At 54.0% G+C, this 26,225-nt stretch carries 30 protein-coding genes; 5 read left to right on the top strand and 25 right to left on the bottom strand.

What is annotated here, in order from left to right; translation table 11 throughout:
- Window positions 1–108: 108 nt before the first annotated feature.
- From MKX51_RS11720 to MKX51_RS11700, 5 genes are all read right to left on the bottom strand, one after another.
- Complete coding sequence (locus tag MKX51_RS11720) at window positions 109–552, bottom strand: GNAT family N-acetyltransferase (protein ID WP_340992478.1); 444 nt, start codon at window positions 550–552, stop codon at window positions 109–111.
- 15 nt (window positions 553–567) lie between these two features.
- Window positions 568–1,005, bottom strand: a complete 438-nt coding sequence (locus tag MKX51_RS11715; RefSeq protein WP_340992477.1) for a hypothetical protein — start codon at window positions 1,003–1,005, stop codon at window positions 568–570.
- 28 nt (window positions 1,006–1,033) lie between these two features.
- The gene (locus MKX51_RS11710; RefSeq protein WP_340992476.1) at window positions 1,034–1,573 is read right to left on the bottom strand and encodes an AAA family ATPase; all 540 of its coding nucleotides are present in this window, start codon (window positions 1,571–1,573) and stop codon (window positions 1,034–1,036) included.
- Window positions 1,574–1,733: 160 nt separating this feature from the next.
- Window positions 1,734–3,140 (bottom strand): NAD-dependent malic enzyme, encoded by a 1,407-nt coding sequence (locus tag MKX51_RS11705; RefSeq protein WP_340992475.1) that lies wholly within the window; start codon window positions 3,138–3,140, stop codon window positions 1,734–1,736.
- 80 nt (window positions 3,141–3,220) lie between these two features.
- Window positions 3,221–3,712, bottom strand: a complete 492-nt coding sequence (locus MKX51_RS11700; protein WP_340992474.1) for a hypothetical protein — start codon at window positions 3,710–3,712, stop codon at window positions 3,221–3,223.
- A 140-nt stretch (window positions 3,713–3,852) separates the two neighbouring features.
- Here MKX51_RS11700 and MKX51_RS11695 point away from each other — a divergent pair, with 140 nt between their 5' ends.
- The 3 genes from MKX51_RS11695 (at window position 3,853) to MKX51_RS11685 (ending at window position 6,911) form a co-directional block, all read left to right on the top strand.
- On the top strand, window positions 3,853–4,845 hold the full coding sequence (locus MKX51_RS11695) for an acrylyl-CoA reductase family protein (protein WP_340992473.1): 993 nt from the start codon (window positions 3,853–3,855) through the stop codon (window positions 4,843–4,845).
- A 172-nt stretch (window positions 4,846–5,017) separates the two neighbouring features.
- Window positions 5,018–6,472 (top strand): alpha/beta hydrolase family protein, encoded by a 1,455-nt coding sequence (locus MKX51_RS11690; RefSeq protein ID WP_340992472.1) that lies wholly within the window; start codon window positions 5,018–5,020, stop codon window positions 6,470–6,472.
- A 40-nt stretch (window positions 6,473–6,512) separates the two neighbouring features.
- Window positions 6,513–6,911, top strand: a complete 399-nt coding sequence (locus tag MKX51_RS11685) for a MerR family transcriptional regulator (RefSeq protein ID WP_340941537.1) — start codon at window positions 6,513–6,515, stop codon at window positions 6,909–6,911.
- Window positions 6,912–6,977: 66 nt separating this feature from the next.
- On the opposite strand, the gene MKX51_RS11680 is transcribed toward MKX51_RS11685, so the two are convergent.
- From MKX51_RS11680 to MKX51_RS11655, 6 genes are all read right to left on the bottom strand, one after another.
- A complete protein-coding gene (locus tag MKX51_RS11680) occupies window positions 6,978–7,751 on the bottom strand; it encodes a cupin domain-containing protein (RefSeq protein ID WP_340992471.1) in 774 nt (257 codons plus the stop codon).
- 576 nt (window positions 7,752–8,327) lie between these two features.
- Window positions 8,328–8,879, bottom strand: coding sequence for a YfiT family bacillithiol transferase (locus MKX51_RS11675; protein ID WP_340992470.1), 552 nt, complete (start codon window positions 8,877–8,879; stop codon window positions 8,328–8,330).
- A gap of 45 nt (window positions 8,880–8,924) precedes the next feature.
- Window positions 8,925–10,550: a glycoside hydrolase family 9 protein gene (locus tag MKX51_RS11670; protein WP_340992469.1), complete on the bottom strand. Its 1,626-nt coding sequence runs from the start codon at window positions 10,548–10,550 to the stop codon at window positions 8,925–8,927.
- A 59-nt stretch (window positions 10,551–10,609) separates the two neighbouring features.
- Complete coding sequence (locus MKX51_RS11665; RefSeq protein WP_340944585.1) at window positions 10,610–11,350, bottom strand: GTP pyrophosphokinase; 741 nt, start codon at window positions 11,348–11,350, stop codon at window positions 10,610–10,612.
- A 209-nt stretch (window positions 11,351–11,559) separates the two neighbouring features.
- Window positions 11,560–12,594 (bottom strand): HD-GYP domain-containing protein, encoded by a 1,035-nt coding sequence (locus tag MKX51_RS11660; protein ID WP_340992468.1) that lies wholly within the window; start codon window positions 12,592–12,594, stop codon window positions 11,560–11,562.
- Between the two features lie 251 nt (window positions 12,595–12,845).
- On the bottom strand, window positions 12,846–13,304 hold the full coding sequence (locus MKX51_RS11655) for a hypothetical protein (protein ID WP_340992467.1): 459 nt from the start codon (window positions 13,302–13,304) through the stop codon (window positions 12,846–12,848).
- 81 nt (window positions 13,305–13,385) lie between these two features.
- Between MKX51_RS11655 and MKX51_RS11650 the strand changes: the two genes are divergently transcribed.
- Window positions 13,386–13,685 carry a Dabb family protein gene (locus MKX51_RS11650; RefSeq protein WP_340992466.1) on the top strand — a complete coding sequence of 100 codons (300 nt, stop codon included), beginning with the start codon at window positions 13,386–13,388 and terminating at the stop codon, window positions 13,683–13,685.
- On the opposite strand, the gene lepB is transcribed toward MKX51_RS11650, so the two are convergent.
- The 10 genes from lepB to MKX51_RS11600 all read right to left on the bottom strand — a co-directional run bounded on the left by lepB (window position 13,682) and on the right by MKX51_RS11600 (window position 22,696).
- A complete protein-coding gene (gene lepB / locus MKX51_RS11645; RefSeq protein WP_340941550.1) occupies window positions 13,682–14,179 on the bottom strand; it encodes a signal peptidase I in 498 nt (165 codons plus the stop codon). The two genes, MKX51_RS11650 and lepB, sit on opposite strands and share 4 nt — an antisense overlap.
- Before the next feature lie 25 nt (window positions 14,180–14,204).
- Window positions 14,205–14,606, bottom strand: a complete 402-nt coding sequence (locus MKX51_RS11640) for a DUF4265 domain-containing protein (protein ID WP_340941551.1) — start codon at window positions 14,604–14,606, stop codon at window positions 14,205–14,207.
- A gap of 61 nt (window positions 14,607–14,667) precedes the next feature.
- Complete coding sequence (locus MKX51_RS11635; protein WP_340992465.1) at window positions 14,668–15,540, bottom strand: SDR family oxidoreductase; 873 nt, start codon at window positions 15,538–15,540, stop codon at window positions 14,668–14,670.
- A gap of 15 nt (window positions 15,541–15,555) precedes the next feature.
- Window positions 15,556–16,158 carry a CDP-diacylglycerol--glycerol-3-phosphate 3-phosphatidyltransferase gene (gene pgsA, locus MKX51_RS11630; RefSeq protein ID WP_340992464.1) on the bottom strand — a complete coding sequence of 201 codons (603 nt, stop codon included), beginning with the start codon at window positions 16,156–16,158 and terminating at the stop codon, window positions 15,556–15,558.
- A 34-nt stretch (window positions 16,159–16,192) separates the two neighbouring features.
- Complete coding sequence (locus MKX51_RS11625) at window positions 16,193–17,338, bottom strand: GNAT family N-acetyltransferase (RefSeq protein ID WP_340992463.1); 1,146 nt, start codon at window positions 17,336–17,338, stop codon at window positions 16,193–16,195.
- Window positions 17,335–18,651: a F390 synthetase-related protein gene (locus MKX51_RS11620; protein WP_340992462.1), complete on the bottom strand. Its 1,317-nt coding sequence runs from the start codon at window positions 18,649–18,651 to the stop codon at window positions 17,335–17,337. Before MKX51_RS11620 ends, MKX51_RS11625 begins: the two co-directional genes overlap by 4 nt.
- The gene (locus MKX51_RS11615; RefSeq protein ID WP_340992461.1) at window positions 18,648–19,502 is read right to left on the bottom strand and encodes an MBL fold metallo-hydrolase; all 855 of its coding nucleotides are present in this window, start codon (window positions 19,500–19,502) and stop codon (window positions 18,648–18,650) included. The genes MKX51_RS11620 and MKX51_RS11615 overlap by 4 nt, the downstream gene beginning before the upstream one ends.
- Complete coding sequence (locus MKX51_RS11610) at window positions 19,499–20,491, bottom strand: NAD-dependent epimerase/dehydratase family protein (RefSeq protein WP_340992459.1); 993 nt, start codon at window positions 20,489–20,491, stop codon at window positions 19,499–19,501. The genes MKX51_RS11615 and MKX51_RS11610 overlap by 4 nt, the downstream gene beginning before the upstream one ends.
- Window positions 20,488–21,705 (bottom strand): ATP-grasp domain-containing protein, encoded by a 1,218-nt coding sequence (locus tag MKX51_RS11605; RefSeq protein ID WP_340992458.1) that lies wholly within the window; start codon window positions 21,703–21,705, stop codon window positions 20,488–20,490. Before MKX51_RS11605 ends, MKX51_RS11610 begins: the two co-directional genes overlap by 4 nt.
- Window positions 21,695–22,696 carry a beta-ketoacyl-ACP synthase III gene (locus MKX51_RS11600; protein ID WP_340992457.1) on the bottom strand — a complete coding sequence of 334 codons (1,002 nt, stop codon included), beginning with the start codon at window positions 22,694–22,696 and terminating at the stop codon, window positions 21,695–21,697. Before MKX51_RS11600 ends, MKX51_RS11605 begins: the two co-directional genes overlap by 11 nt.
- Window positions 22,697–22,994: 298 nt before the next feature.
- Here MKX51_RS11600 and MKX51_RS11595 point away from each other — a divergent pair, with 298 nt between their 5' ends.
- Complete coding sequence (locus MKX51_RS11595; protein WP_340992456.1) at window positions 22,995–23,819, top strand: hypothetical protein; 825 nt, start codon at window positions 22,995–22,997, stop codon at window positions 23,817–23,819.
- Between the two features lie 23 nt (window positions 23,820–23,842).
- Here MKX51_RS11595 and MKX51_RS11590 read toward each other — a convergent pair whose 3' ends face one another.
- The 4 genes from MKX51_RS11590 to MKX51_RS11575 form a co-directional block, all read right to left on the bottom strand.
- Entirely contained in the window at window positions 23,843–24,634 is a 792-nt protein-coding gene (locus MKX51_RS11590) for a lipid II flippase Amj family protein (RefSeq protein WP_036729737.1), read from the bottom strand.
- A 120-nt stretch (window positions 24,635–24,754) separates the two neighbouring features.
- Window positions 24,755–25,144, bottom strand: a complete 390-nt coding sequence (locus MKX51_RS11585; protein ID WP_340992455.1) for a ribosomal maturation YjgA family protein — start codon at window positions 25,142–25,144, stop codon at window positions 24,755–24,757.
- 17 nt (window positions 25,145–25,161) lie between these two features.
- Window positions 25,162–25,638, bottom strand: coding sequence for an NUDIX domain-containing protein (locus MKX51_RS11580; protein WP_340992454.1), 477 nt, complete (start codon window positions 25,636–25,638; stop codon window positions 25,162–25,164).
- A gap of 55 nt (window positions 25,639–25,693) precedes the next feature.
- Entirely contained in the window at window positions 25,694–25,939 is a 246-nt protein-coding gene (locus MKX51_RS11575; protein ID WP_340992453.1) for a hypothetical protein, read from the bottom strand.
- Between the last annotated feature and the right edge of the window lie 286 nt (window positions 25,940–26,225).

Below are 26,225 nucleotides of genomic sequence, written 5' to 3'. Positions count from 1 at the left end.
CTCAATTTGGCTCCCATAACAATGCCATTCGTACGGACACTGCTATTTCAGGCTAAATATGCCGGGGCAATTTCAGTTTTTCCAAACTTTTATGTCCTCTATGCCACCCTAATGCGAGCTGAGATGCTTGCGGTATCCTTCAACCTTCTCCTCCCTATACCCCATCGCCTCATAGAAAATATGCGCTTCCTTCCGCTTCTCCCCGGACACGAAAATGATATAGTAACAGTCCCGTTCATGCGCAATTGCTTCGATCGCAGTCATCAGCTTCTTGCCAAGCCCCTGCCGCCGTGCGCGCGAAGACACGACCACATTCTCAATAACCATGAACGGGCGGCAATCGCCCACCAGGTCCTGGCAGACGATCCCCATCAATGAGCCTAACAATTCCCCGTCTACAAAAGCACCCAGCAGCACATACCGATCATCCTCCCGGATAGTCCGAAAAGCATTCTCCAGCTTCACCGGGTCCGCCCGTCCGCCCATTAATTCATCGTAGAGTGTGTTCAATGCTTCCAGTGATGCGAGTTCGATTTGTTCGATGGTTACCATGGCTTGTTATGCCCCCTACTTCTCATTCTTGAGCTCAAACTCCTCAATCTTCCCGTCCCACTCGACAGTGACTTTAATGACGGAGTCTTCATTTTCAAACGCACCATTTCCATATCCACTCATATGCAGCATATCCCAGCGCACTGGTCCTTCCTCCGTCCGGGTGCTGCTGCCGCTGGTGCCTTTGTAGCCATATTTGAACTGCTTGATTTCTCCCAGATCAGACTGCTCACCCTTGTATTTCAAATCGAAGGTATATTGTTTGGAGCTTTCACTTGTCACTTTATCCTTCTTCGTAATCAGCTTCTGGCTGGCCTCCTGCTTATAGACGCCCGACCAGGTGTCCCCCTCGCCTTTGAAGGTATAGTTGAAATGGGTCGTTTCCGTATTGCAGGACGTTAACAGCAATAGCAGAATTGCCGGAAGCAGCAGCACACGCAGTATCTTCCTCATGGTCAGCCCCCTTTTTCCATAGATTACATTAGCGTGAACGTGACATGTATTGCAGTACTGCCTCCACCCGCTCCTCCACCGTAAGATCCCCTTCGAGCCGCAGCAGATCACCGCTTAGTCCGGCCATCCACTCCTCATGCAGCATGCGGCTGCGGACCTCCATTCCGCCCGTATCGTACTGCGCTGCCCAGTCTATGAAGCTCTCAACATCCTCATATTTATCTCCGCCCGGCAGACCCTCATCTCCGTAACGTTCATACTCCCGCGCCCGCAGACGTTCCAGACGAAGCTCCTCCGGAATCCACAGGAAAATCACCAGGTCAAAGGTGTCGCGCAGCGGATCACCCCAGCCGCAGAGCGCACCGGACAGAATCCACGGCTCATGCCGCTTGAGGTCCATCTCCAGTCTGCTCAGACGTGCGGCAACATCGCTCTTAATGCTGTATTTCTGTTCCCAATAGTAGTCGTCACTATCCAGATGTACATGCGGAAGCCTCGCCGCCAGCGCCTTGCCCAAGGTTGTCGTTCCCGCCCCGGAAGCTCCCATAATATGAATTTTGCGGTACATAGGCCCTCCTGTATGAAAGAATCATTGTATCCATTTGTATATTTTACCATGCCATCCCTTATATATAAAGCAAATGGACCACGCAAACAAAGCCGCAGCCCCAGGCCGCAGCTTGTTCACCTTGCCGTTATCCAGAGCTGTTCCGGTTAATGATTACCGTTCAGCTCACATCCGGCGGGATGCGCCGGGCGATGCCGGTTGCGATAGCGGCCCGGATGACAGCCAGACGTACCTGCTCCACAACCTTCTCGTTGAAAATGCTCGGAATAATATATTGTTCATTCCGCTCATCCGGGTGGACCACTGCTGCAATGGCCTGCGCCGCTGCCAGCTTCATCTCCAGATTCACCGTCTTGGCCCGGCAGTCCAGCGCCCCGCGAAAAATCCCCGGAAAACACAGCACGTTGTTAATCTGGTTAGGGTAATCGCTTCTGCCGGTTGCCAGCACCCGGACGTAAGGCTCCGCCAAATCCGGTTCAATCTCCGGGGTCGGATTAGCCATAGCGAACACGATGCTGTCCTGAGCCATGCTCTGCAGATGGCTAACCTGCAGAATCCCTCCCCTGGATACGCCGATGAAGACATCTGCTCCGCGCACCGCCTCATCCAGTCCTCCGCTCAGATTCTCGGGGTTCGTTGCTTCGGCCAGCCAGCTCCATTCAGGATTGGTGTAGGCTTCGCTGCGGTTCAGAATCCCTTCCTTGTCTACCGCGTAGAGCTGCTTCGCGCCAGCCGCCAGCAGCAGACGGCAGATCGACACGCCTGCCGCACCGATGCCGACGACTACAATTCTGGAGTCTGCAATCGACTTCTCCACCACCTGGAGCGCGTTCAGCAATCCGGCGAGAGCAACTACTGCCGTTCCGTGCTGGTCATCATGGAAGACTGGAATATCCAGCTCCGCCGACAGCCGCCGTTCAATCTCGAAGCAGCGCGGAGAGCTGATGTCCTCCAGATTAATCCCTCCGAAGCCGGGAGCAACCGCTTTCACGATTTTAATGATTTCTTCCGGGTCCTTCGTGTCCAGACACAGCGGGAACCCGTCAATATCCGCCAGCTGCTTGAACAGCATGGCCTTGCCCTCCATCACCGGCATCGCCGCCTCCGGTCCGATATCGCCAAGACCCAGCACAGCGGTACCGTCGGTGACCACGGCTACCGTATTTCTTTTCATCGTCAGGGAATACGCCTTGGACGGATCTTCGGCAATCGCGGTACAGACACGGGCTACACCAGGGGTATATACCAGCGACAGATCCTCCCGGTTCTTGATCGGCATCTTCGGGGTGACCTCGATTTTGCCGCCGAGATGGGCCAGGAAGGTGCGGTCGGAGACATTGATGACTTTGATTCCAGGCATATTCCTCAGCACGCTTATAATCTCTTCATTCGCCGCATCCTGCACATTCACGGTCAGGTCACGGGTCGTCACATCCTTGCCACCACGGATTACGTCAATCGCTACAATATCGCCGCCGGCCGCTGCCAGTCTGGACGCCACATCGCCAAAAGAAGCTTCTGCCTTACGGATTTCAAGCCGGATAATCATCGTTGTTGCAATGGACATAGAGTATGCCTCCCTCATCAGACGGATGAATTCTATCTCAATATACTACAGTTCACTTGTTGTTCACAATTAAATCCGGGTTAACCGGGAATTTCCCAGTCCTCTGCCAGCTTTAGCAGCTCTGCTTCCGCAGCTTCTTCATCTTGCCCCAATACTTTCGCTTCTATATAGTAGGTTAACGTATTATCGCTGTCACTCTGGCCCGGACGCTGATAACACAGCCAATAATAAGTAACCTCAGAAGCAGGATATACCGCACTTCCCCCCTGTACGAACTTGATCAGCTCCCCTTCACCTGCCGGAGTCGGCACCGGCTTCCTCCATAGCAATTCTGTATGATTAGGGATGCTGATATAATTACCCGGACGGCTCTGATCGCCAAGCGACAGCTCCAGCTGATCTTGAGTCACAGACTCCAACCCTTGCAAATACCGCGCAGGCTCGTCCTCACTTAGACGCAGCCGGTGTACCGCCGGGGCGGAATCAGATGCTGCGAACCCGTATAGCGCTCCCCCGCCCAGAACGAGGCAGATTGCTGTGGCAAGCACGGTTTTACGTATTTTCACTCTCATATGAACGCTCCTTTGTAAGCATTTAGTGCAGGATATCATTGTGTTTCCTCAATTGACAGGGCACAATAGTAATGGCGCGAAGCCTATGAATTCTTGTCTTTGAACCAAACAAATATAACACGAATTAGGAGAGAGAAGCTATGACGAACCCTTTTCAAGCATTGGTAGTGGACAAGACAGAACCATTCTCCGTAGAGGTCAGACCGGTATCGCTGGAGGAACTGCCCGCCGGTGAAGTGTTAATTAAGGTAGCTTATTCCAGTGTAAACTATAAAGACGGGCTGGCAAGCATCCCGAATGGAAATATTGTGCGAAATTATCCGTTCATTCCGGGCATTGACCTGTCAGGGACGGTAGTCTCATCGAAGGACAGCCGCTTCCGCGAAGGCCAGTCGGTCATTGCCACCAGCTATGGAATCGGCGTCTCCCACTTCGGCGGCTTCAGCGAATACGCCCGTATCCCTGCGGACTGGGTTGTTGAACTCCCGGAGGGCTTGACGCTGCGGGAAGCAATGATCTACGGCACGGCCGGATTCACGGCGGCACTGTCTGTACAGGCACTGGAAGCACAAGGCATGACCCCTGATCAGGGAAAAGTGCTCGTCACCGGGGCCACCGGCGGTGTCGGAGGTGCGGCAACCGCCATTCTGGCGAAGCTCGGCTATCAGGTCACTGCCAGTACCGGCAGAACGGATGAAGCCGGATATTTGCAGGCACTGGGTGCTGCTGAGGTGATCTCCCGCGAAGAGATCGCGGGCAGTGCAGTGAAGCCGCTGGACAAGCAGCTCTGGCAGGCCGCAGTAGATTCAGTCGGGGGTGCGCCGCTTGCTGCAGTCCTGAGCAAAATCGCTTACGGCGGCGCAGTTGCCGCAAGCGGCTTAACCGCAGGCACGTCTGTCCCGACTACCGTCCTGCCGTTTATCCTGCGCGGAGTCAGTCTGCTCGGCATCGATTCCGTAGCTTGCCCTATGGAGAAACGGGCCACGCTCTGGCAGCGCATGGCAGGCGACATGAAGCCTGCGGTGCTGGATACACTGGTGGACCGTGAGATTTCTCTGACTGAGCTGCCTGCGGCGCTTCAGGATATTCTCCAGTCGGGCACCCGGGGCCGGGTGCTTGTCCGCTTATCCTAATCTCACTTGATGCGAAGATTAGCCGTACTGGTGGCTGCCGTTCTGAATCTGGAACGGGCTGCCGCCTTTTTTTGCATATACGTCCCCGGGCATAATTAGGTCTTGACCTTGAAGTATACTTCAACCTTTATACTCTAATTGTTCCAGATGAATAGAGTTGGAGGTATTTCAGATGAGAATTTTTGAGATGATAGTCATTGTTGCTGTTCTGGCTGTTACAGCAGGAGTGATGTGGACAAAGAAGAGCCGGAGGCTGGATATCCTTATGCTGCTGGCTGTAATGATAGCCCTGGTGCTGCATGGAACGCTGGAGAACCACCGTATCCAGATGGCTCCGGCTTACGCCGCAGTGCTCGGACTGCTGACCATACTCGGATTCAGACTTGTGAAGCGTCAACGGTTGGACCAGCGTAAGCGGTATGCGAAGTTATGGAAGAGTCTGCTGCTTATACTCGTCCTCCTTCTATCAGGAGTATCCGTCTATGCTTCCAGGCTGCTGCCGATGTTCACCTTGCCAGAACCCACAGGGTCCTATGCCATCGGTACAATAGCGCGGGAGCTGACCGACGAGAAGCGCGAAGAGACATTGACTCCGCAAGCAGGCGACAAGCGTAAGCTGATGGTCAATGTATGGTATCCGGCCGATCCCGGCCAGACTGAGGGTAAGCCTAAGGAGCACTATCCTTCCGCACTGGGTGAGGCCATTAGTCTTGTCTTCGGATTGCCGAAGCAGCTGTTTAGCCAAGTCACTGATATCCCGACTCATGTCGTAGACGGAGTGAAGCTATCGGCACAAGAAGCCAGCTATCCGGTCCTCCTGTTCTCGCCGGGAATCCGCTCGACCCGATTCCAGAGTATGTCGATTATCGAAGAATTGGTCAGCCACGGCTATATTGTCGTTGGGATCGATCATCCTTATACCTCAGCTAAGGTCACTTACCCGTACGGCGCTTCGGTCTACTACGTGCCTGATCCGAAGTTCAATACTTCTGCAGAGCTCTACAACTACAATGTGAGCGGAATTACCATCCGTGCAGCGGACGCCAGCTTTGTGCTGGACACCCTGACGGCTTGGAATACCCAAGACCCTAATGGACTGTTCCAGGGCAGGCTGGATCTCAGCCGTGCAGGGATCTTCGGCCATTCCTATGGCGGGGCGACAACCGCCGAAGCTTTAGCCCAGGACAAACGGTTCAAGGCCGGTGTCAGTCTGGAGGGCGGGTTCTGGGGCAAGGTTGCCCATGAAGGGCTGACGCAGCCTTTTATGTACGTGATGTCTGGAACGACTGCGCAGCATCTTGCACATCCTGAAGCGAGCACAGAGCCCCTTATCTATGAAGAGTTCACACCGGATCTGAAGTCGGTTATGAGCCGCAGCACCAGGGATACCTATTATCTGACAGTGGATCAATTCATTCACCAGAGTTTTACGGATATAGCCTTGCTGTCACCCTCCTTATTCGCCAACGGCCTTGATCCGGTGCATACTGTAGATATAAGCAGAACCTATACCCGGTCATTCTTCGATCAGTATCTGAAAGAGGAACCTCAGAAACTGCTGAATGGTCCGTCGGCTGAATACCCGGAAGTAACCTTTGACCCGGCCTACACGTACAAGAGACCATAGGCGTAGGTAGATAGTTATGAAATACAGGAGGGAATGACAGATGAAGGGAATGACCCGTGGTGAGCTGGCGCGGCAGGCGGGGCTGAGTGCAGCCACCATCCGTTACTATGAGGACAGCGGCATCCTGCCCGCCCCGGAGCGGACCGCGAAGGGATACCGGATCTACTCTGCAGATGTTCTGGTGAAGCTGAAGTTCATCAAGGATGCCCAGTCTCTGGGCTATTCACTGAAAGAAATTCAGGCGGCGCTCGCCCTGCTCGGCTCGAAGATGGATGAAGACACCTTGAAGGAACTCGTCCGCGATAAAATCACCGAAATCGACGAAAAGGTTGCCGCCCTGCATGCTATTCAAAGCATGCTGGCAGGTCTGCTTGAAACCCCGCAGGAGGATATTCAGAATTATCTGCGTTCCTTCCAGGTTCGAGATCAGAATCATTGAAGAAAGAACGGCAGCGTCATTCTGCATTCACAGAATACGCTGCCGTTTGTGCTGTATGGATTTCTGTTATTCGGTTCCAGCCTCATGTACAGCTTGCGGAGGAGCCTGAACGTATTGCTGCTGGCGGTAGGGCTGGGCATACGGCTGAGCATAATAACCGTGTACCGCCATCGGCTGGTATCCGAAGGATTGCGGAGCCTGCTGCTGGTGCATGTAAGACGGCATGTTCGCATTAGCCATCATCGGCGCCATATTGGCGGGAGCAATGTGGGTCCCCTTCATATTCTCGGCCGCGGCCTTCCCAGGGGGACAGCAATCTGCAGGCGGACCAATGAAGGTCTGAGGCTTCACCGGAGCGAGTGCTTCCTTAACCAGCGCTTCATTCAAGCAGTAGGTATGCGCGAGCACATTGGCGGGGGTTAGGCTCAGAAGATCCGATCCAAGGATGACTTCCGGAGTAGGAGCATCGAAGATCGCCAGCAGATGGGTGCAATCCACCGTGGCCACTTCATAATGCCACCAGCCCTGCGGCACATTGGCAACCTGGCCCGGGGTGATCGGGAAATGCAGCAGCTCATTCGTGAACGGATTGATCAGCGACACCACGGCCGCGCCTGAGATACAATACACCAGCTCAGCGGCATTTTGATGATAATGCGGCTCGACCACATTGGATCTGCTGAGATAGATATCGAGCAGCGAGGTATTCTCCAGGGTGTTCAGATTTTTGATGCCCAGTACGTTGATGTAATTGCAATCATCCTTCTTGAATAAGGTGTTGCCATTCATATCAAACGTAAACTGTGTATTGGGCGACGTATAGTCCATATAAGAGGTCACACATATCCGTCCTTTCCTCGGGGCCGTTTTTTATCGTTCTGGTTATAGGATATGTATCCGCACCTGCCCAGGTGACGATAAATAGCTCCGCCGTACAGTAAAATTGCACTTCAGCGAAATTGAATAGCTGGATACGTGATTAGACAATAGATTGGGCGGACGGGCTGGGCCGGATGGAGCTGCAACCATAAAAGGAGCAACATCTCACATGCTCCGCAGCCGCCCTATGCTAATGTATGCGGTTTTCCACATACATTTTGCCCGAAGTCCCCCTTCCGCCTGAATGTATGCTGTTTTCCACATACATTCTGACCATAGGCCCGCTTCCGCTCGAATGTATGCTGTTTTCCACATACATTTTGCCCGGGAGCCTCGTATCCGCCCGAATGTATGCTGTTTTCCACATACATTCTGCCCGGGAGCCTCTTATCCGCCCGAATGTATGCTGTTTTCCACATACATTCCAGACTCCTCGTTCACTCGTCGGGCCTCCCCCCCTTTTCCGGTCCCGGACAAAATAAACAGACGGCGGGTAAACACCCTCTCCGTCTGTTCATAGTAAAACAAAGTTATCACTTACCAGCCGCTTCGCTGGACCAATGCTGTAATCTGGGCGATGTGATGGCGGCTGTGCCAGATGTACCGCTCCACTGCGGTATCCAGCGTCATCTCACCGAGACCGCCGCTTACGAAGGTCCGGTCATAATCTTCAGGCTGCAAGGATTCCAGCAAAGTGGCGAATCTACGGTTTAGCAGTCCGATGAACTGGAGTGAGGATTCCACCGGCTCGCCGGTATAATCGCTTTGTTCCGCCCACAGATCCTGTCTGTAGCTTGGAACCTGCGGTGTTTCCTCCGTCAGTCCCCGCTTGAAGCGGAGGTATGCATACATGCCGGTATCGGCGAGATGATGCACGACCTGAATCACGGTCCAGCCTCCCGGCCGGTAAGGCGTGTGCTGCTGTTCAACCGTCAGCGGCTCAACTGCTGCCCGTAACTCCCCTGCCAACTGCTTAAAGACCGCAATCGATTCTTCCCGCACTTCTGCTGTCCGGTTCCCCTTAGCGGCGAATCTTCCAATCGGGTATTTTAACAACTCCAGCTCCTGCTCTTCCACATTGTCGTTCATTTCGCTCACAGCTCCTTTGTTATTGTTCTGCGTCTCCTTATCTGATCAGCAATTGAACCTCGCCGTCACGAACAATGCCGGTGAATTCCAGTAGATTGTTACCTCGTTCGTGGAATAACTGTCCTCGTGATCCGCGTAACACTGGGCTGCGGGTTTGCGCCGCAAATGCTTCTTCACATATTCATCATGCAGTCCCCGGTCCGGCCCGCCAACCACCAGGCCCGGAACCGGATCAAGCACATGATCGCCCACAGACGGACGGTGATGGGGATGCATGACCGCATGTTCGCCGAACCCGCTCACATAGCTGATTCCCAGCACATTGCGGCCCAGCAGGTAATGCAGATGATCCAGAGCACAAGCAGCATACTCCTGTTCCCCGCTGAAATGTTCCGCTGCCAGCAGCAGCATGGCATGGTTCATGACCAGCATATTACTGCCCCAGATATAATCTTCCTCCAGCAGCGAGATTCTGTAGCCGTCGTCACGGCTCTGCCGCAGCAGGCGGTCTGCTTCTGCCAGCAAACCCTCCCTTAGCTCCGCATAGAGAGATGGCTCAGTATCCGCTTCCCCTAGGAGCAGGTAAGCCAGTGTGCCATAGCCGCCCATATCCCCCCAGCCGAAGCTGTATTTGGGGAACGGCAGCTTGGCAAGCTCAAGAGCAGCACTATGGAATTGTTCATCTCCTGTCGTGCGGAATAGCTCCGCCGCTGCCCAGAAGCGCTCATCGCTGTCTACCTTATCGCCATATTCCCCTGTGGTAATCCCTCCCGGATTGGTGAAGCCCGGCACCTGCGGATGTGCGGTCAACCAGCTCCAGGCAGCCCGCGCAGCTTCCAGACACCGCGCCGCATATACCTCATCGAACGGCTTGTAGATCCGTGCCGCCATAGCCATCACACCGGCGAAGTCCCCGGTAGCAGCCGCAGAGACCGGCGAGAAATACAGCTCCCCAGTATCCTCCTCCGGCATCACATCAAGGCCGGGGAAATGCGCTGTGGTCAGCTTGTGGTAGACCCCGCCGCTGCCGGTCTCCTGCATTTTGAATAGCCAGTCCAGCTCCACGGTGCATTCCAGCAGGACATCCGGCAGGCTGCCGTCACTCTCCGGTAGTGTATGTACACCGGCAAACGCCGCAGGATACAGCTCCCAGGCCAGAAGAAGATCCGCTACGGCCTTCGCTCCAGGCCCGGAGTATTTTCCGTAATCTCCCGCATCATGCCACCCTCCGCTGCTGTCCAGTCTCAGACCGGGCTGGCCGATGACCGTACCTTCTGCCAGATGGCAGGCCTTATGCCCCCAGGCTCCCGCATACTCTCCGTCAAGCTTCTCGCCGCAGCGGTAGTAATAGAAGGCCTTCAGTAATCCCCTCTGCAGCTCCTGATAAGGCTGGTCTGCAATGACAAAAGCAGCCGACTCCTCACCCTCGTCCCCCTCGATCCGGTACTCACCGGGTGAGGTAAGCGCCGAGAAATCTCCGCTGCGCACACGGCAGCCGCTGGGCTCATCCTCAATATAAGCCCCGGTCTGCCCGGTGAATACCGCATTCCCGGTTGCTGTGTCAATTACATGGAAACGGGAAGTATCCCCGGTGAACAGGGCAAGCTTCTCTCCTCCGCTTGAATAACCTGCCTGGTTCACTGCAATGGTACGAAGACGCTTGTCACTCATCCTGTAATCGCTCCCTTGTTGGCTCCTGTATGTATATGTCTTTCTTGTCGAACCATCCTCTATTCCTTCAACAGCTTAACAAAGTTATCCGGCAGACTGAGCTGTTGATTGTTAAGAATCATATCCCGCAACTCGGAGAATGGATCTTCGTCCTCCTGCGAATCCTTGATTTCTTTAATTTCACGGTGCAGCCGCTCCATCTGCAGATCGAGCTCGTACGCCTTGTCAGCCGCATTCTTAAGTTCACGGGTCAGATGCTCAGGAACCGCCTGGCTGTATTTATAGAAGATTTTATGCTCCAGACTGGCCCAGAAATCCATAGCAATCGTGCGGATCTGTACCTCAACACAGACATGCTCCTGACAGTCCGACATGAATACGGGAACCTCGATAAGCAGATGCAGACTCTGATAACCGTTGGGCTTCGGGTTTTTAATATAATCCTTCACCTCAAGCACCTTGAGATCGTCCTGCTTCTGTAGCATAGCGCTAACCTGATAAATATCCGAAATGAACGAACAGGTAATCCGCAGTCCGGCGATATCCTTGATACTGGATCTGATCTGCGGGAGGGACAGCTCACTGTTCTTGCGCAGCATTTTCTTCATAATGCTCTCCGGGGATTTGATCCGGGATTTGGTGTGCTCAATGGGGCTATAGTCGTGAAGCAGCTGGAATTCCTCTTTGAGGATATCTATCTTGGTCTCCATCTCGGCAAGAGCGAACTTGTAAATCATCATAAAGCGGGTAAGCTCATATTTGAGCTGCTTCAATTTCTCTAACTGGTTGTCGGTATGCATCTTCATTTCTCCTTTATCAACTCTTCCATCTCTCATTAATCATAGCCAATCTATGACTTGAATACAAACCTTCCTCCGGTCACCGGGACCCTCAGGCCTGTCCTCCTTTCTACTCTCTGCATACGAAAAATAAGCCAAACTGTCCAAAAAGACAGTCTGGCCGTTCATTAGAAGCGGGCGCTGTTGACAGTGCCTCTTCATCCGGTTATTCAGTTAACCACTTCATCAATGGACAGGCTCCGCTCACGCGACAAATCCCGGAAGCCCTCGCCTACTTTGACCAGCGGCTTAAAGAGGTCCAGCGGGTTATTCATGACGATCATACCCACTTCGCCGTTGCTGAGCTGTACATTCTTACCCACGAAGCTCGGCAGTAAATGTCCGGTCAATGCCTGCACCACCGTCTCGTTCAGCTTGCCGAAGCCCATCTCATGCACCTTACGCAGCACCGTAACCAGCCCCTGCTTGGGACGGTTTGCAGTAGAAGTGGTGAGCGACATATAGATGTTGGCTACCGAAACAATCTGGGCGTACGGATGAATCTCTTTTTTGAGCAGCTGATTGGGATAGCCTGAGCCATCCTCGTACTCATGATGCTGGAGAGCTACCAGCGCGGTAACCTCATCCATCTGGGAGCCGCGGATCAGATCATAGCCATAGAAGGTGTGGCGTGCCAGCTCCTCCTGCTCGGAATCCGTCAGCAGACCCTGCTTGTTCAGGATCGACAGCGGCACCTGGCTTTTGCCGATATCATGCAGATAGCCCGCACGGCTGATCTGGTAGCGCTCCTCCTTGGAGTAACCCATCCACGCAGCGATGTAATAAGATAATAAGCCCACCTGTAATGAGTGGTGATATGTATCGATGTCATCCCGGTCCAGCAGGAGCAGCAGGGAGACAACATCCTTTTGCCCTTCCAACGTCTCCAGAAGCGGCTTCAGCGTATCATCGACTGCAGACTGCGAGAAGCTGCCCTTCGTCAAGGCTTCCAGAAAAATCGCTTCATAATTCAAAATAGCGAGATCAAAATCATCGTGCAGCCCGTGGCTGGGCGCAGGTTCGGCATCCGTATGCAGCCCGCTGCGCGGCTCGATATCGACATAATCAATTTTGTGCCGGATCAGAATACTAATCTCTTCCCGCTCAACACGTGTCCCCTTGGGGAGAACATGCAGACCTACACCATTGAAAGTGTCTGCCATTAGACAATCACCGTGCTTCAGATCCGTGACATGTACTTTCAAGTACCAGCACCCCTTTTGTATTAAATATAAGAACTTACAGGTTTCACACGGTAACTTATCCTTCTATTTCTCGCTGAAACGTGCCGTCCTTGAAAGGACGGCCAAGCTGTTTCTGCTTGTTAGGAATATTCCGTTATGCTCCACTTGATCATAGTCAACAGACGGTAAAGTAACAATCCGGTCAAAGTCACAAACTCCCCGTAATCTAGTGCTATAGAATCCCTGTCTTTAGACGCCTTTCCATATTCTGTTCAGAGCCATCTGACAAATTTCTTGTACTTTAGCCTAATTTCGTTCTCTTCCGCCCAGTTCATTAGTCTCTTCCTCCCCGCTGCCGTGTCTTCTGTGAACCTGAAACAGAGATTAACCGGGACAATCCGTTTGCCTGCAGGCAATATTCCTACTATTGGACCATCTATGTAAATGACCTTAATCCCTGATGCAGAGATGCGCTCTTTGCGAATAATAAGCGAATCTGTCCCCCATTGAAGCCGGCCTTCCTTCCGCAACGCGTAGATGAGAATGAAAAGGCAGGCCGCGATGCTGAGTCCAATCCACACCAATCTGGAGTAGTATAAATAGAAATGCCTATCCGGGTCGAGGCTGGTGGGCAGTGACATAATACTTATGGGAATTAGTATACTTATCAGGACTTTAACAGGATTAGGCGCTTTGATCCGGTCGGTTACGGCTAGGAAATCTCCAGTCAACGCATTCAACCTCCATCCGTCCAATTTGTAGTATAATCGCTAATGCAGTCCAACACTTTGTCCAAGGGGGATCCATCCATTATGTATGAGCATCTCGTTGTCTTCCGCTTCAATGAGCAATTCGATAACGGCCAGGAGCAAGACCTGTTACAAGCACTGCTGGCGCTGAAAAAGCAAATCCCCGGCATCATTGACCTTACGGCAGGCATCAATGTGACCGAGGAGCAGGAGAATGTCCACGGCTATACGCTGGGGCTCCGCGTGACCTTTGAGAATCAGGAAGCCCTGCGTGAGTACGGACCGCATCCAGCCCATCAGAAGTTCGTGTCTATGCTCGAGGGAATCCTGGAGAATGTTGTGGTGGTCGACTACCCGATTTAGAACAACTGGTTCACATCGAACAGCACCTTGCCGATCAGCGCATCCTTGTCTACGAACGGAGTCTCCCATAAGTGAGCGTCATAGCTGACGTTACGGTTGTCGCCCAAGAAAAAATAATGGTCTGCGGGAACGGTGACCGGCCCGAAGGTATAGGTCATCTTTTCCTGCAGGTATGGCTCATCGACCGCCTCATGGTTACGGTACAGAGTGCCATCCTTGATCTCAATCACATCGCCCGGCAGGCCGATCAGCCGTTTTACATATCTTTTATGCGCATCTTCCGCAACCGGCGGATGGAACACCACGATATCGCCATGCTTCAGCGAGGTATTCCAGAGCATTTTGTCCACTACAAGCCGGTCATTAACCGCTATAGTCGGAATCATCGAGCCGGTAGGCACACGCATTGCTTCTGCTACGTAGGTACGAATAAATAAGGATAGAATAATGCCAATGGCAATACTCGGCACCCACTGCTTCAAGAATTTCTTCAACTTCCTTCACCTCAGCTTCGTATATTTAGCCTTCAAAATGCTCTATAATCCGCGACATTTCCAGCTCCGCATCCACTAGAGAGTGCTTAGGCAGATAAATCACCAGCAGTCCGCCGAAGATCTGCTCCCATCTGCCCCCATGCTCTGTAACCCGCTCCGTAAAGCTGCGGATCTCGCCGGAAGCCGCCGCCTCCTTGCTGAGCAGCCAGGCATACCGGACAAGTCCGGACTTTTTCACCGTCTCAACGTAATAAGCGATCCCCTCACGCTCATTCACTCTGATAATGTCGCCAAGCGCAATCCCCGGGTTAAAAATCGGCGTCTCCTCAATCCTGTACGTGTCCTTATCGATCCGGGTCACATCCAGCACCTCAATCTCCCGGCCTTGCTCATCAAAGCATATATGTAATCCAACTGTTCCCGGCAAAAGCAACCCTCCTGTTCCATTCTTGCCTGTGGTACCGGCACAATACCGGACAGCAATACACTCACTTCATCGCCCGCAGTGACCTCGAAATGATGCCCTCCAGCACCTTCCAGGGAAGCAGGGCCTTGCCGATCATCAGCACCCGCGAGCCCCGGCCAACAGGATAGCGCAGCTTCGGCGCACGCTTGGCAGTGATCCGTCCAATCAGGTCAGCCACCTCCTGCGGATCGGGAGCCGTCTCGGACGCCCGCCGGGAGTACCGCAGCACCTCTTCAAGCCTGGTGTGATACGGGGAGCCTTCACTTCTGTGCATTCCCGTAATCCCTTTGTCCCAGATGGGGGTACGGAAGGAGCCCGGTTCAACCAGTACAACGCGGACGCCAAAAGAAAGCATCTCCTGGCGCAGACTCTCGCTGAACCCTTCCACCGCAAACTTGGAGGCGGCATACGGACCATAGCCCGGGAATCCGCTCAGGCCGCTGACACTGCTCACGTTAATGATCAGGCCGCTGCGCTGGACCCGCATGTGAGGAAGCACCGCCTTCGTTACGGCAACCAGTCCGAAAAAATTGGTCTCCAGCTGCCGCCGCCACTCCTCCATGCTGACCTCCTCCACGAATCCGCCTACAGCGAAGCCGGCGTTGTTCACCAGCACATCCATTCTGCCGGCGAGCTCAAGACTAGCCTGAACGGCAGACGCAATCGAAGCTTCGTCCGTCACATCCAGTGCCAGCAGATGAATGCGCTCCCGTACCCCCGCCTGTTCAGCCTGCTGAACAAGCTCCTTGCTGCGGCCAAGATCCCGCATCGTGGCAATGACCCGGTACCCTCTGCGGGCCAGCGTAACTGCGGTCAGCAGCCCGAAGCCGCTGGAGGTCCCGGTAATCAGCGCAACCGGCTCATGCCCATGGGACAGGCCTAAATTAGTGTTCATGGGGCACCTCCTTTTTTAATGATGTGATGTATGAGCTTCCAATTGCAGCAGCTGATAATTGTTCTTAATGTAGTTGTAACCCGAGTATACAGTTATAACTAATGCACCATACATCAGGGTTAGGTCAACAGGGAAAGAAGTGAACATACTGAATGGCGCATTATTCAAAAGAATGGCCGAGATAGCAGCAACTTGCAGGACCATTTTCCATTTACCGTATTTATCGGCTGCCAAAGCTACCTTCTGCGCTGAAGCGGCGATACGGACACCCATCATTATAACTTCCCTCGCTAATATTAAAAAAGCAATCCAAGATGGGATCATGTGCAGACTCACCATTAGAATAAGCGCAGCGGCAACAAGCAGCTTATCTGCCAACGGATCAAGCAATTTTCCTAAATTTGTTGTCTGGTTATATTTTCTCGCCACGTATCCATCCAGCTTGTCTGTTATAGAAGCCACTATAAAAACTACAGCTGCATAAAAAACACCATGTACCTCTAAATATGCCAGGATCGAGAATTGGTTGACCCATGCTTCCGGGTAAATGGGAAAAAGGACAATAAACAGCGGAATCAGCAATATCCTGAACAAGGTAATACGGTTAGCTAAGTTCATCTTCTGCCTCCTGTCTCACATTCATGGTTCCGGCCTACAGCTTCAGCCTCTGAATAAGCGGCATGCCGATCCGCCGGAGCAGCAGCTCCAGGATGGACCAGCCGCAGCGGTTGAGCAGTGAGGTGCCCCGGTCATACACCGCCGAATATTCGGTGGCTCCAGCCGCTCCCCGGTTGCGCTTGAACTGGCCGACGCCGGAGCTCTCGTGCAGTAATAGTTCTCTGCTGCCTGCAAGCCCGATCAGCACAGCGGACAGCATACGGTAGAGTCCTAAAGACTGAGGCAGACTTGTGTCATAACCGAATAATGGCGCGGTCATCGCGCCTTCCCGCTCATAGAAGCCAAGCACCGCATCCAGCCTTCCCTCCTTGCGCAGACCATAGATCTGCAAGGTCCGCCGTTCCAGCGCCAGAGCAATATAGGCTTCGGTGAACTGCGGATTATAGGCCGAATATTTATCGATATACAGCAGTCTGTACAGCTCCACGATCCGGGGAATGTCTTCCTGTGTGATCTCCTCCGGGCCAACCTCAGTATAGCCGTGCTTTGCCAGCAGCTTCCTGTCGCGCTTGACCAGCCATCTGGCCTTGGAGTCAGAGGTATTCGGGTGCAACAGGTAGATCTGCCGGCTTGGAACGAGCTTGCAGCCATCCCGCTCCAATGTGGCAATGAGTTCTCCCGAGGTCTCCCGGCTAAGCGAACGATACATTAAGGTATAACCCGGATAAGTCTGCCGGAGGTAATCGAGTATCGCCGTCAGCTGTTCCGTACTTAAGGCAGGATACAGATTGGTGGACAGCAGCCAGTTATTCACCTGAACCACCCGGTTGAACCGTGCTTGCCGCAGCATCCAGCCCATTCCTGAGAGCATTAGCGACAGGAGTCGCTCAAGCATCCGGTTATTAAGCAGAGCTAACTCCTCACGCGCATAGCTAACATAGTGGGTATAGGGTGAGCATACATACGAATTGTCATAGTCTGTTTCGTTGACGGTAATCGGAACCGGCAGTCCATCGATGGTCAGCACCTTAACAGTTGTACTCACATTATCGATAAAAGGTTGCGCACCCCGCTCCAGCAGCGGTGTAAGATACTCCCGGGCATACCGCCCATACTCCGAATCCGGCCAATCCAGCCCACCGACAGAATCGCGGTCATATAGCGTCACTCTGTTCTTCACAGCTTCCACCTCCTCTCCACCCGGCGCAGCTTCACAGCTCCGGGTACGAAGCTGTAAGCGGTAAAAGTCAGGTGTGGAGGGCGACAGGACAGCCTCGTGAACAAGCGCGTCAGTTCTGCTGTAATCTGCTGCTCCGTGCCTTGATCGGTGCCGCTACGTGTACGATAGGAGACTTCCAGCTCAGTCAGGCTGTGCTGGATAACCCTGTAATGCTCAATGTCTGCGGAAGCAGCCAGCACAGCCCGGGTAACGAAATCAGGGAATAGAGTGACCTCCGTGCTATCTGCCGCATGGGGCAGATACAGAATATCATCGCAGCGTCCTTCGATCCGCTCAATGGCCGTGAACAGCGAACCGCAGGGACAAGGCTCTGCCGCTTCGGTCAGAATATCATTCAGCCGGTAGCGGACGATGGGCTGCACACTTCTGGAGAAATCGGTCACGATGGGCACGAACCGGCGTGAATGTTCATCCAGCATTTCTTTGCCGATATGTACAATATCTTCATTAAGATGCAGCGTCCCGTGACTGCAGGTCGCACCGAGGAAGCCCTCGGTACACTGATAAGCCTGATGGACCTTCTGCCCGAAGGTCTGCTCAATCTGCTGCCGGTCGAGCGGGTCAAGCACTTCCGCAACCGCAATGATCCGGCGGGGATGCAGATTCATCTCACCCGATTGCTGTGCCCCGGCAAGCAGACGCAGCATGGACGGCGGTGCAATCCAGATATCCGGCTGGTATTCCTTCATACGGGCCAAGAGCTGCGGTAGCGGCTCCAGCAGATCGAAATACCGGAACTGCAGCCGTCCCTGCTTCACAGATTCATACAAATTACTATTTGCCCTCAGAAAAAATGCAATGCTCGCCCGCTTCCATAGTCCACCCGGCAAAAGCTTTGCCAGCACCGTACCGGTCCAGGCGGCCTGCTCTTCTTCGCCAACGAGAAAAATCCCCCGGTTGCCGGAGGTACCCGAGGATAACCCGACGGTGACGCCTTGCAGCGTAGGCTTGAAGTTCCTGCTGTTCTCCGCTTCATAGGCTTCTGCAAAAGCCTGCTCCTTCGTAATGCCCGCTGTATTGAGCTGATCGAAATTCCCCATCATCTCCGGCTTCCCGATCACCGGGAAACTCCGCCATTCCTTGGACGGAATACCTGCCCACAGCTCCCTGTAGAATTCCGAGCGCTGCCTCACCTTCTCTACATGAAGCCGGATACGCTTCTCCTGCCACTGCTCGAGTGCTGCCCGGTTCTTCCAGCGTCTGCCCCACTTGGTAAGAATATAATGGGTGATCACCAGTCTGATGCGCTTCATGTCACACTTCCCGTTCCCCAGTGCGCAAGCGCCTCGCGGCAATGGCTGGGCACAATCCGAAGCTTAGGAAATTGTTCATGCAGCTGGCGCAGCCGCTCGAAATTGCGGTGGTATTCTGTGCGGCTGGACATGATCAAGCCTGCTGCCGGGTGCGGCTTGCGGTTCTCCCGGAACGCCCGGCTCGACCAGACTGTATCTGCGCAGAGCAGATAATCATGCTCGCCGGTGGAGACGAATACGCCGATCATCCCGGCGGCATGGCCTGACAGCTCAACCGCCAGCAGGCTGCCGTCTCCAAGCAGATCATAGGCTTCTGTGAACGGGAAGCCTGGCGGCAGCGCACGCTTCGCCGTGGCTTCATCCACAGGGATGGAGCGGAGCTTGAAATCCTCCGGCAGCAGCCCGGGCAGAAATCCCGCCTTCGTCGCCCGCACCGGACCCAGCCCGCTTACGGCATCGTAAGATTTCTGCAGATAAATATACTGCGCCTGCGGGAAATCCCGTACCCCGCCGATATGGTCGGCATGAAAATGCGACAGTACCACATACCGCACCTCCTCCGGCGATATCCCGCCTGCCTGCAGCCGCCGCGCAGCACTCTCTTCCTCCCTATAGACAACCGGAGTGATCTTGCGGTATAGAGAGGCTGGCAGACTTGCTGTCTCCTCGAAGAAACGCGCACTGTAGCCCGTATCGAACAGGATGGGTCCGTATTGCGGATGCCGGATCAGGGCATAGCCCGCCGGGAAGGCAACCGGCTTCAGTGTGCCTCCACGCAGCGTCAGACGCTCGGGATGCAGGCAATAGCCCGCAGACAGTATAGATAATCCAACTGGAATTTCTGTAATCATTGCTGTTCCCTCCACCACTCTGCGAAGGCACAAAGTCCCTCGTCTGTTGTTATACGCGGTTGATAACCCAGCTGCTCGCGGGCCAGTGTAATATCCAGTGTCTGGGAGATGCCGAGTGCGGCTGCAGAATAACGGGTCAGCAGCGGCTCACCCGGAATAGGCAGCACCTTGTAGATCCCCTCCATTAGGGCCGCTGCGGTATAAGCTACCGGGTAGGACAATCGCCGGGTGTGCAGCGGCAGCCCGAGCAGTGAGAATAGCCGGGTGACCAGCTCTTCGAACCTTAACGGCTCACCATTGGTAATATTGTAGACGCTGCCGGAAGCAGAGAGCGGGGCTTCACAGCAGAGCAGCATGGCATCGACTACATTCTCTACGCAGGTGAGATCAAGCTTGGCCTGTCCGCCATTCATCAGCGGCACCCCCTTGCTCTCATTCGCTGCCAGCAGCCGGGGGAACAAGGCATTGTCCATCGGGCCGAATATGGCTCTGGGCCGGAGCATGAAGGCGGTAAGGCCAGCGCTTGAAGCCTGCCGGACGATCTGCTCGGCAATCAGCTTCGTTGCGGCATAGGCATTGGCCGGCCGCCCGGGAAGCGGATCACTCTCCCGGATGCCGAAGCGGGGCCGCTGGCTGGAATACACACTGGGCGTGGAGATATGAACCAGCCTTCCTGCGCCATGACGTTTGCACCCTTCTACGATATGGCTTGTAGCCTCCACATTGCAAGTATAGAACTCCTTGTACTTCCCCCAGGGTGACGACAATGCTGCACAATGGAACACCACATCCATTCCCCGGCAAAAGCTATAGGCAGTCTCCGGGTCACGCAGATCCCCGGCCAGGAACACTGCACCTTCCTGCTCCAGCTGCTTCCCCAGCTCCGGGTTGCGTCCCTGCGCGTAAACCTCCCAGCCCATCCGGGCCAGCCTCAGGGCGGTATGCCGTCCAAGAAATCCGGTTGCACCTGTTACCAGCGCTTTGGTCATGCTTCACCATTCCATTCTATATCTTCAGTTAACGCCTCTGTAATCGAGATGTGATGCCGCCGGGCTGTCTTCCAGGCGGCGTATACTATGCGGAACTGCTCGCGCGCAGGGCGGCGGTCATCCTTGCGGTAGACCACATCCGCTGCTCCAAGCAACGCTTGCCGCCAGCTGCGGAAGCCCCCGGGTCCCGGCTTCAGTCCGCAGCCCAGCATGGGCAGCGTCAGCATGGCTGTGCGGGCTGAACGCGGGACAATGACTGTTCCGCTCTGCATGAGCGGTCCGGGATTGAGCAGCGCCTCCGTCAGCCCTTCCTCCGGCGTGAACAGATGAATACCGCTTGTAGCGCGCGGATTGCATTCAATCGGATACAGCATCCCGTTCTCCGGTTCGATGAAATCGAATCCGATCTGGCCGCTGAAGCCGGTTGCTGCGGCGAACCGCTGTACCCATTCCAGAGCCGCAGGATGCTCCAGCGGTTCAAAATACACACTTGCCCCGCTGCGCCCCGTCCTGTACCTGCTGTCGTACGCTGCATGCGCCACAACTGTGCCGTCATGAACAATGCTGTACGTACAAACAGCTCTGCCTTGAATGTACTCCTGGGACACCCAGGGAGCCCCGGCCGATAGTCCGGCTGGAGGCTCTGCTTCCCCTAGAGCAAGACTATGCGGATTAGTTGAAGCGGATCTTTTACCCGGAAGAATGACTTTAGAGGCAAAGCGGGAGTACGCAGGCTTATAGACCCGCTGCTCCCCCCTCTCCGCTGCCTGCTTCACGGCTCTCCGCCATTCTTCTGCACTGCTGATCAGCACCGTGTCCGGGACCTTGAAGCCGAGCGAACGGAGCAGGACCATGAACTCCCCTTTATGGTGCAGCCCGGCCAGAATACTTCGTTCTGACGTAAGTACGCGGCACCCCGTCAGATGCTCAAGACCGGCAGAGACATAGAAGATCTCCTCGCAGGTGGGAATCAGGCAGTGAATGCCCAGTTCTTCCGTTAACGCAGCCAGCCGCTGGACATATGCCTGCGGGTGATGCCTTGGGGCAGGCACCCGGAAGCTGGCCTCAACGGCAGAGGATACCCGGCACAGATGATACTCAGCACTTTCCGCCACGTATACCCGGTGGCCCGCAGCCTTGAACAGCCTTGCCAGCTCCAGGGCTACCGGGGCGCGTCCGCCGGTAATCAGAATACGCCGGGCCTCAGTACTCAATAATCATGCCTCCCAGAGACAGCCCTGCAGCTGTGCCGATCAGCATGATCCGCTCTCCGCGCGATATCCGGCCTTGACGGATCGCTTCATGCAGCCCCATCGGGATAGACGCTGCAATCGTATTACCATGGCCAGCGGTGTTGTCGAGGAAGCGGTCCTCGGCAATACCGAGCTTTTTACGCAGGAGACGCATCGCCATTGCACTTCCCTGATGGGGAATAACCAGCGAGAAGTCGTCCATCTTATTGCCTGTGGCGCTCAGCATGTCTGCAATGAAATCCGGAAGCAGCTTGGACGCTTTGCGGAATATAGCCTGGCCATCCATATGGAACAGATAAGGCAGCGCATCCTCAGCTGTATAATTCTGGGGATGCAGTCTGGTCCCGCCCCCGGCAATCTCCGAATAACGCGCACCGCTGCTGTAGGTTTTGAGCGAAGCGTGGAGTATCCGCGAGGAATCACCGGTCTCCGCAGGTCCGATCACCACCGCTGCCGCTCCGTCACCGAACAAGGCCGAGCTCTCCTTATCCTGCCAGTTCAGCCCCACAGATGCAATCTCAGTGGCCACCAGCAGCACATTCTTATATCTGCCCGCCTCCACCATGTAGGACATTACATCAAGCCCCACCAGAAAGCTGAGACAAGTCGCATCGATATCAAAAGCCGGCACACCGGAATCCGCCTGCCCCATGGCCTGCTGAATGAACACGGCGGTACTCGGCAGCGGCTGCTCCTTGGTTCCGCTCGTACACACCAGACAATCGACCTCACTGAAGCTGAGGCCTGCATCGGCGAGGGCCGCTTCAGCAGCTCTTGCGCCCATGAAGGAGGCGGTTTCATCTGTATTGGCATAATGGCGGGTGCCGACGCCGGTGATTTTGTTCACCCAGCCCGGTGTTGTGCCAAGGATCTGATCAAGCTCTGCATCACTGACTACACGCTCCGGCAAATATTTGCCTGTTCCTTTTATTTTCACATGTCTAAGCTGCATAATGCATCTCCCATTCCTGTGAGTACCAAGATGTCGAACTTTATATATTATTGTAAACTACAGATATATTCTACTAGATTTTCCGGCAGAGTCATATACAAAAAGAAGATAAATATCCCATTTCACGAACTGGCGTTCTTAAAAATGCTTGACTGCCGCAGGTTCACAGGGTTATAGTAGATGCACAATAGCACACGTTAAGCGGGAGAAGCACCTCGCAGGACAGGCAGTTCATGCCTTTCTTGGAGGTGCTTCTTTGTGTCTATTGCCAAATGAACAATCAGAGGAGCTGAACGCAATGTTTAAATTCATGGACTTGACGAATTGGAGAGGTATGGGAGTTGTTACACCTTTCTCGGGAAGAGCTGTAAGAAGGCTGTTTGTGCTGGTGATACTGCTGTCACTTTGTACATATCCCTTGTCCGGTGTCTCTGCCGATTCCGGGTGGGATGCTGCGCTGGACGAGATTCATAATCTGTATACAGACTATACGGGTCTTCAGGCATCGCTGAAGTCTGACCTCCAGCGGAATCAGGAATTGCGCAAGCAGAATAACGCTGCACTTGCCGCAGTGAACAAGCAGCTTCAAGCCACTAATGCTGCCCAGCTCGCCAAGCTTAAGGCTGCCTCGGAGGCGGTGCAGAAGAAGCATGCTCCGCTCCTGGACCAGTATACTGCTCTCAGCAAACAGATCACCGCTGCCCGCAAGGCAAGCAATCTGAAGAGTGCCACTGTGCTTGAGCTGAAGCGCAATAAGCTTAAGGCTGCCGCTGCCGCAGCACGGGCTGAAGTGAAGAAGGCCGCCTCAGCCTTGGCAGAAGCCAAAGCGTTAACTGCCGCGAAGAACAAGCCGGCTAAGGATGCCCTTGCCCCCGTCACCCTGCTCAAGAAGCAGATTGCCGCCCAGAACAAGCTATTCTCAGCCGCACAATCAGAGAGAACCGAGGCCGACAAGCGCTACAAAGCTGCGGTCCAGGCGGGGGACGCTCCCCAGGCTGCGGCTGCAATGAAGCTGTCTTATAACCGGATGAAGGAGATCCGTACTATGGCGGGACAATTGTACAACTGGGAGCAACAGATCAGCACGGCGCTCCGTGCCGCAGAGCTGAAGCTGCCGAAGTAGCCGAAGCAGCATAGTCATGAGGGTCAGAGCAGCTTCACCAGCCAGGTGATGATGAAGGCTCCCGGTACCAGCAGGGCTTGGCCCAGCAGTGATCCCAGGAAGCGCGAGCCCATCAGGAGTACATAGATCTTCCCGAGCTGGTCACGGTATTCCGCATTCTCGGTTGCCTTGTGCGTAATGATTCCCAGCTGCGGATCGATGAACACCGTCAGCAGGATCGTTGCTATCCCGTTAATCAGGCCCGATGCCTGGGAAGCAGTGGTGCTGAACGCCGGCAACAGCTTGGCCGCATACATCGAGGATAACACGCCTACCGTGTAGAAGGCCGTCACGAAGACATTCATCACGATGAAGCGTTTGGGAATTCCAAGATAACGGAAGCTGCTCAGCCTGACCTTCGGTCTGCGGATATATTTGCGCGTATTCTTGAGCTGGCTGACCGTTACACTCGTCAGCAGCTTAGGGATAGATCCTTCGATCTCCAGCTTGGAGATCACTCTTGCGAACAGTCCTACGAAGGTTGGAAACAACGCAATCGCGATCAATGTCCCCAGTGAAGAAGCCAGCATAATAATCCGCAGATAGTTGAGCAGCGGGAAGCTGTCGTCAGCTTTGGCATAATCTACGAACTTCGCCGTTAAGGGACCTTGTACCATATTTGCGGTTCTGGAGACCAGCACGATAATTCCGGTCAGGGATAAGGCGATAGCGATCTTGTTCAGCTTCACTCCCGCAAACCGCACCGAATACGACAATGTCTCCGCTGTATGAATAATCAGAGTCAACAGGCATACCACTAATAAGCTGTTCGTCATTTACGGTTACTCATCTCCAAATCAGGCAGCATTCGGCAGATGACCGGTATTCTTGTTCCAGATTATTACAGACCGGATCGCCTCACTTAATGTATATTCTTCTTCCTATATAATCCAGAATCAATTTTGTAAGATTTGGTCCACCGTCCAGCAGAACAGAATTCCGGCTGTATACCGGACCAGATCAATCCACAGGAAGCTGTGGCCGAGAATCAAGCTGCCAAGGGTTGTAGCACGCACATGCAGAATCCACTCTGCCTGGTAGAGCTGGCTGAACTCAATTCCGAAGCTAAAGCACAGGCTAAGGACAAGCGACATCCATAGCGGATGCCGGATCAGCAGCACCCGGGAGGCAAGGTAGATCATCCCTGCCCAGATCGCATCCCCAAAGTGTTCGCTGACAAAGTGCGGCAGCGAGTTCCCGTATGCCCTGGTCCCAAGACCCAGCAGGGCGGCTAGCAGTACTGCGCCGCAGTAGATCATTCTGGATTGTAAATTCAAAATCCGCAATCGAAACTACTCCTTCATCAATCAAATACAATTTTCCGCGGCGCAGATGTATCCCGCACGAACAGGTTCGGGGGATAAGGCATCGTTAGCCCGGGCAGTTCATCTTCCTTGAAGAATCTCAGCTCTTCCGCTTCCCCGTCCAGGCTTCTGAGCTGGCCTTTAACAATGACGCATTCAAATACAATAACCGTGTACTCTACCTGATCCCCATTGCTATATTCATATCTGAATTTCTCACCGCCGAATACGCCGATAATCTGTTCAGGCGTAACCATTAAGCCGGTCTCTTCGAACACCTCTCTCCGCAGCGCCCTGGACGGGGTCTCTCCAGGTTCAACCGCTCCGGCTGGCAGGCCCCATAAGGTCTCATCCTTTTTGCGGATCAGCAGAATCCGATCCTGTTCATCCCTTACTACAGCCGCTACAGACGGCATCATTAACAGTCCGTTGCCGGCCTTCCCGCGCAGCTCCCGGTAATACTCAGACATTGGCATGAAGTTTCCTCCTGACTTTATTTCAATTAATCCCTATATCCTTCATAATTCCAGCCTACAGTTCATCCTTGCGGAAAGAAACCGGATGAACCACGAAATCATCCGGCTGATTCTCACAATCCGTCAGCTCTACGTTATAGAACTCCTGAGTCTCGGAGAGCCCTATCGCTCTGCACACATATTCAATCTTCCCGCCGTCGCCTGCCCAGTCCCGGCTGTTGTCCACCGTCCAGTGCAGCACCCTGCCATCGTTGTAGAAATCATGAACATACGGCCCGCTGTCAACACCCCACTGAAGCATGGTAAGGTTATCTCCCTTGCCTTCATTAAATCTATGTATCATTTCTGTAATTCTGTCCAAATCCAGCTGATCAAAATGCGTAATCAAGTCCCTCTGGTCCCTGACCAGAGGGACAGGCTTGTTGAATTCCCCTATCAGCATTAGCGATAGTACTGCAATAAGTAGCGTTTCAAGAATTATAATAGACCGGCTGTATTTGCTGAAAAAGTTGTTCATGTTCCCTCCCGTACTACGGTTTATGAATAAACCGGGTTAGCACTATATTTGACATGGTTGTATGATATTC

This window comes from Paenibacillus sp. FSL M7-0420 (assembly GCF_038002345.1).
Lineage (GTDB): Bacteria > Bacillota > Bacilli > Paenibacillales > Paenibacillaceae > Paenibacillus_AQ.
This window is presented reverse-complemented; position numbering and strand designations above follow the sequence as displayed.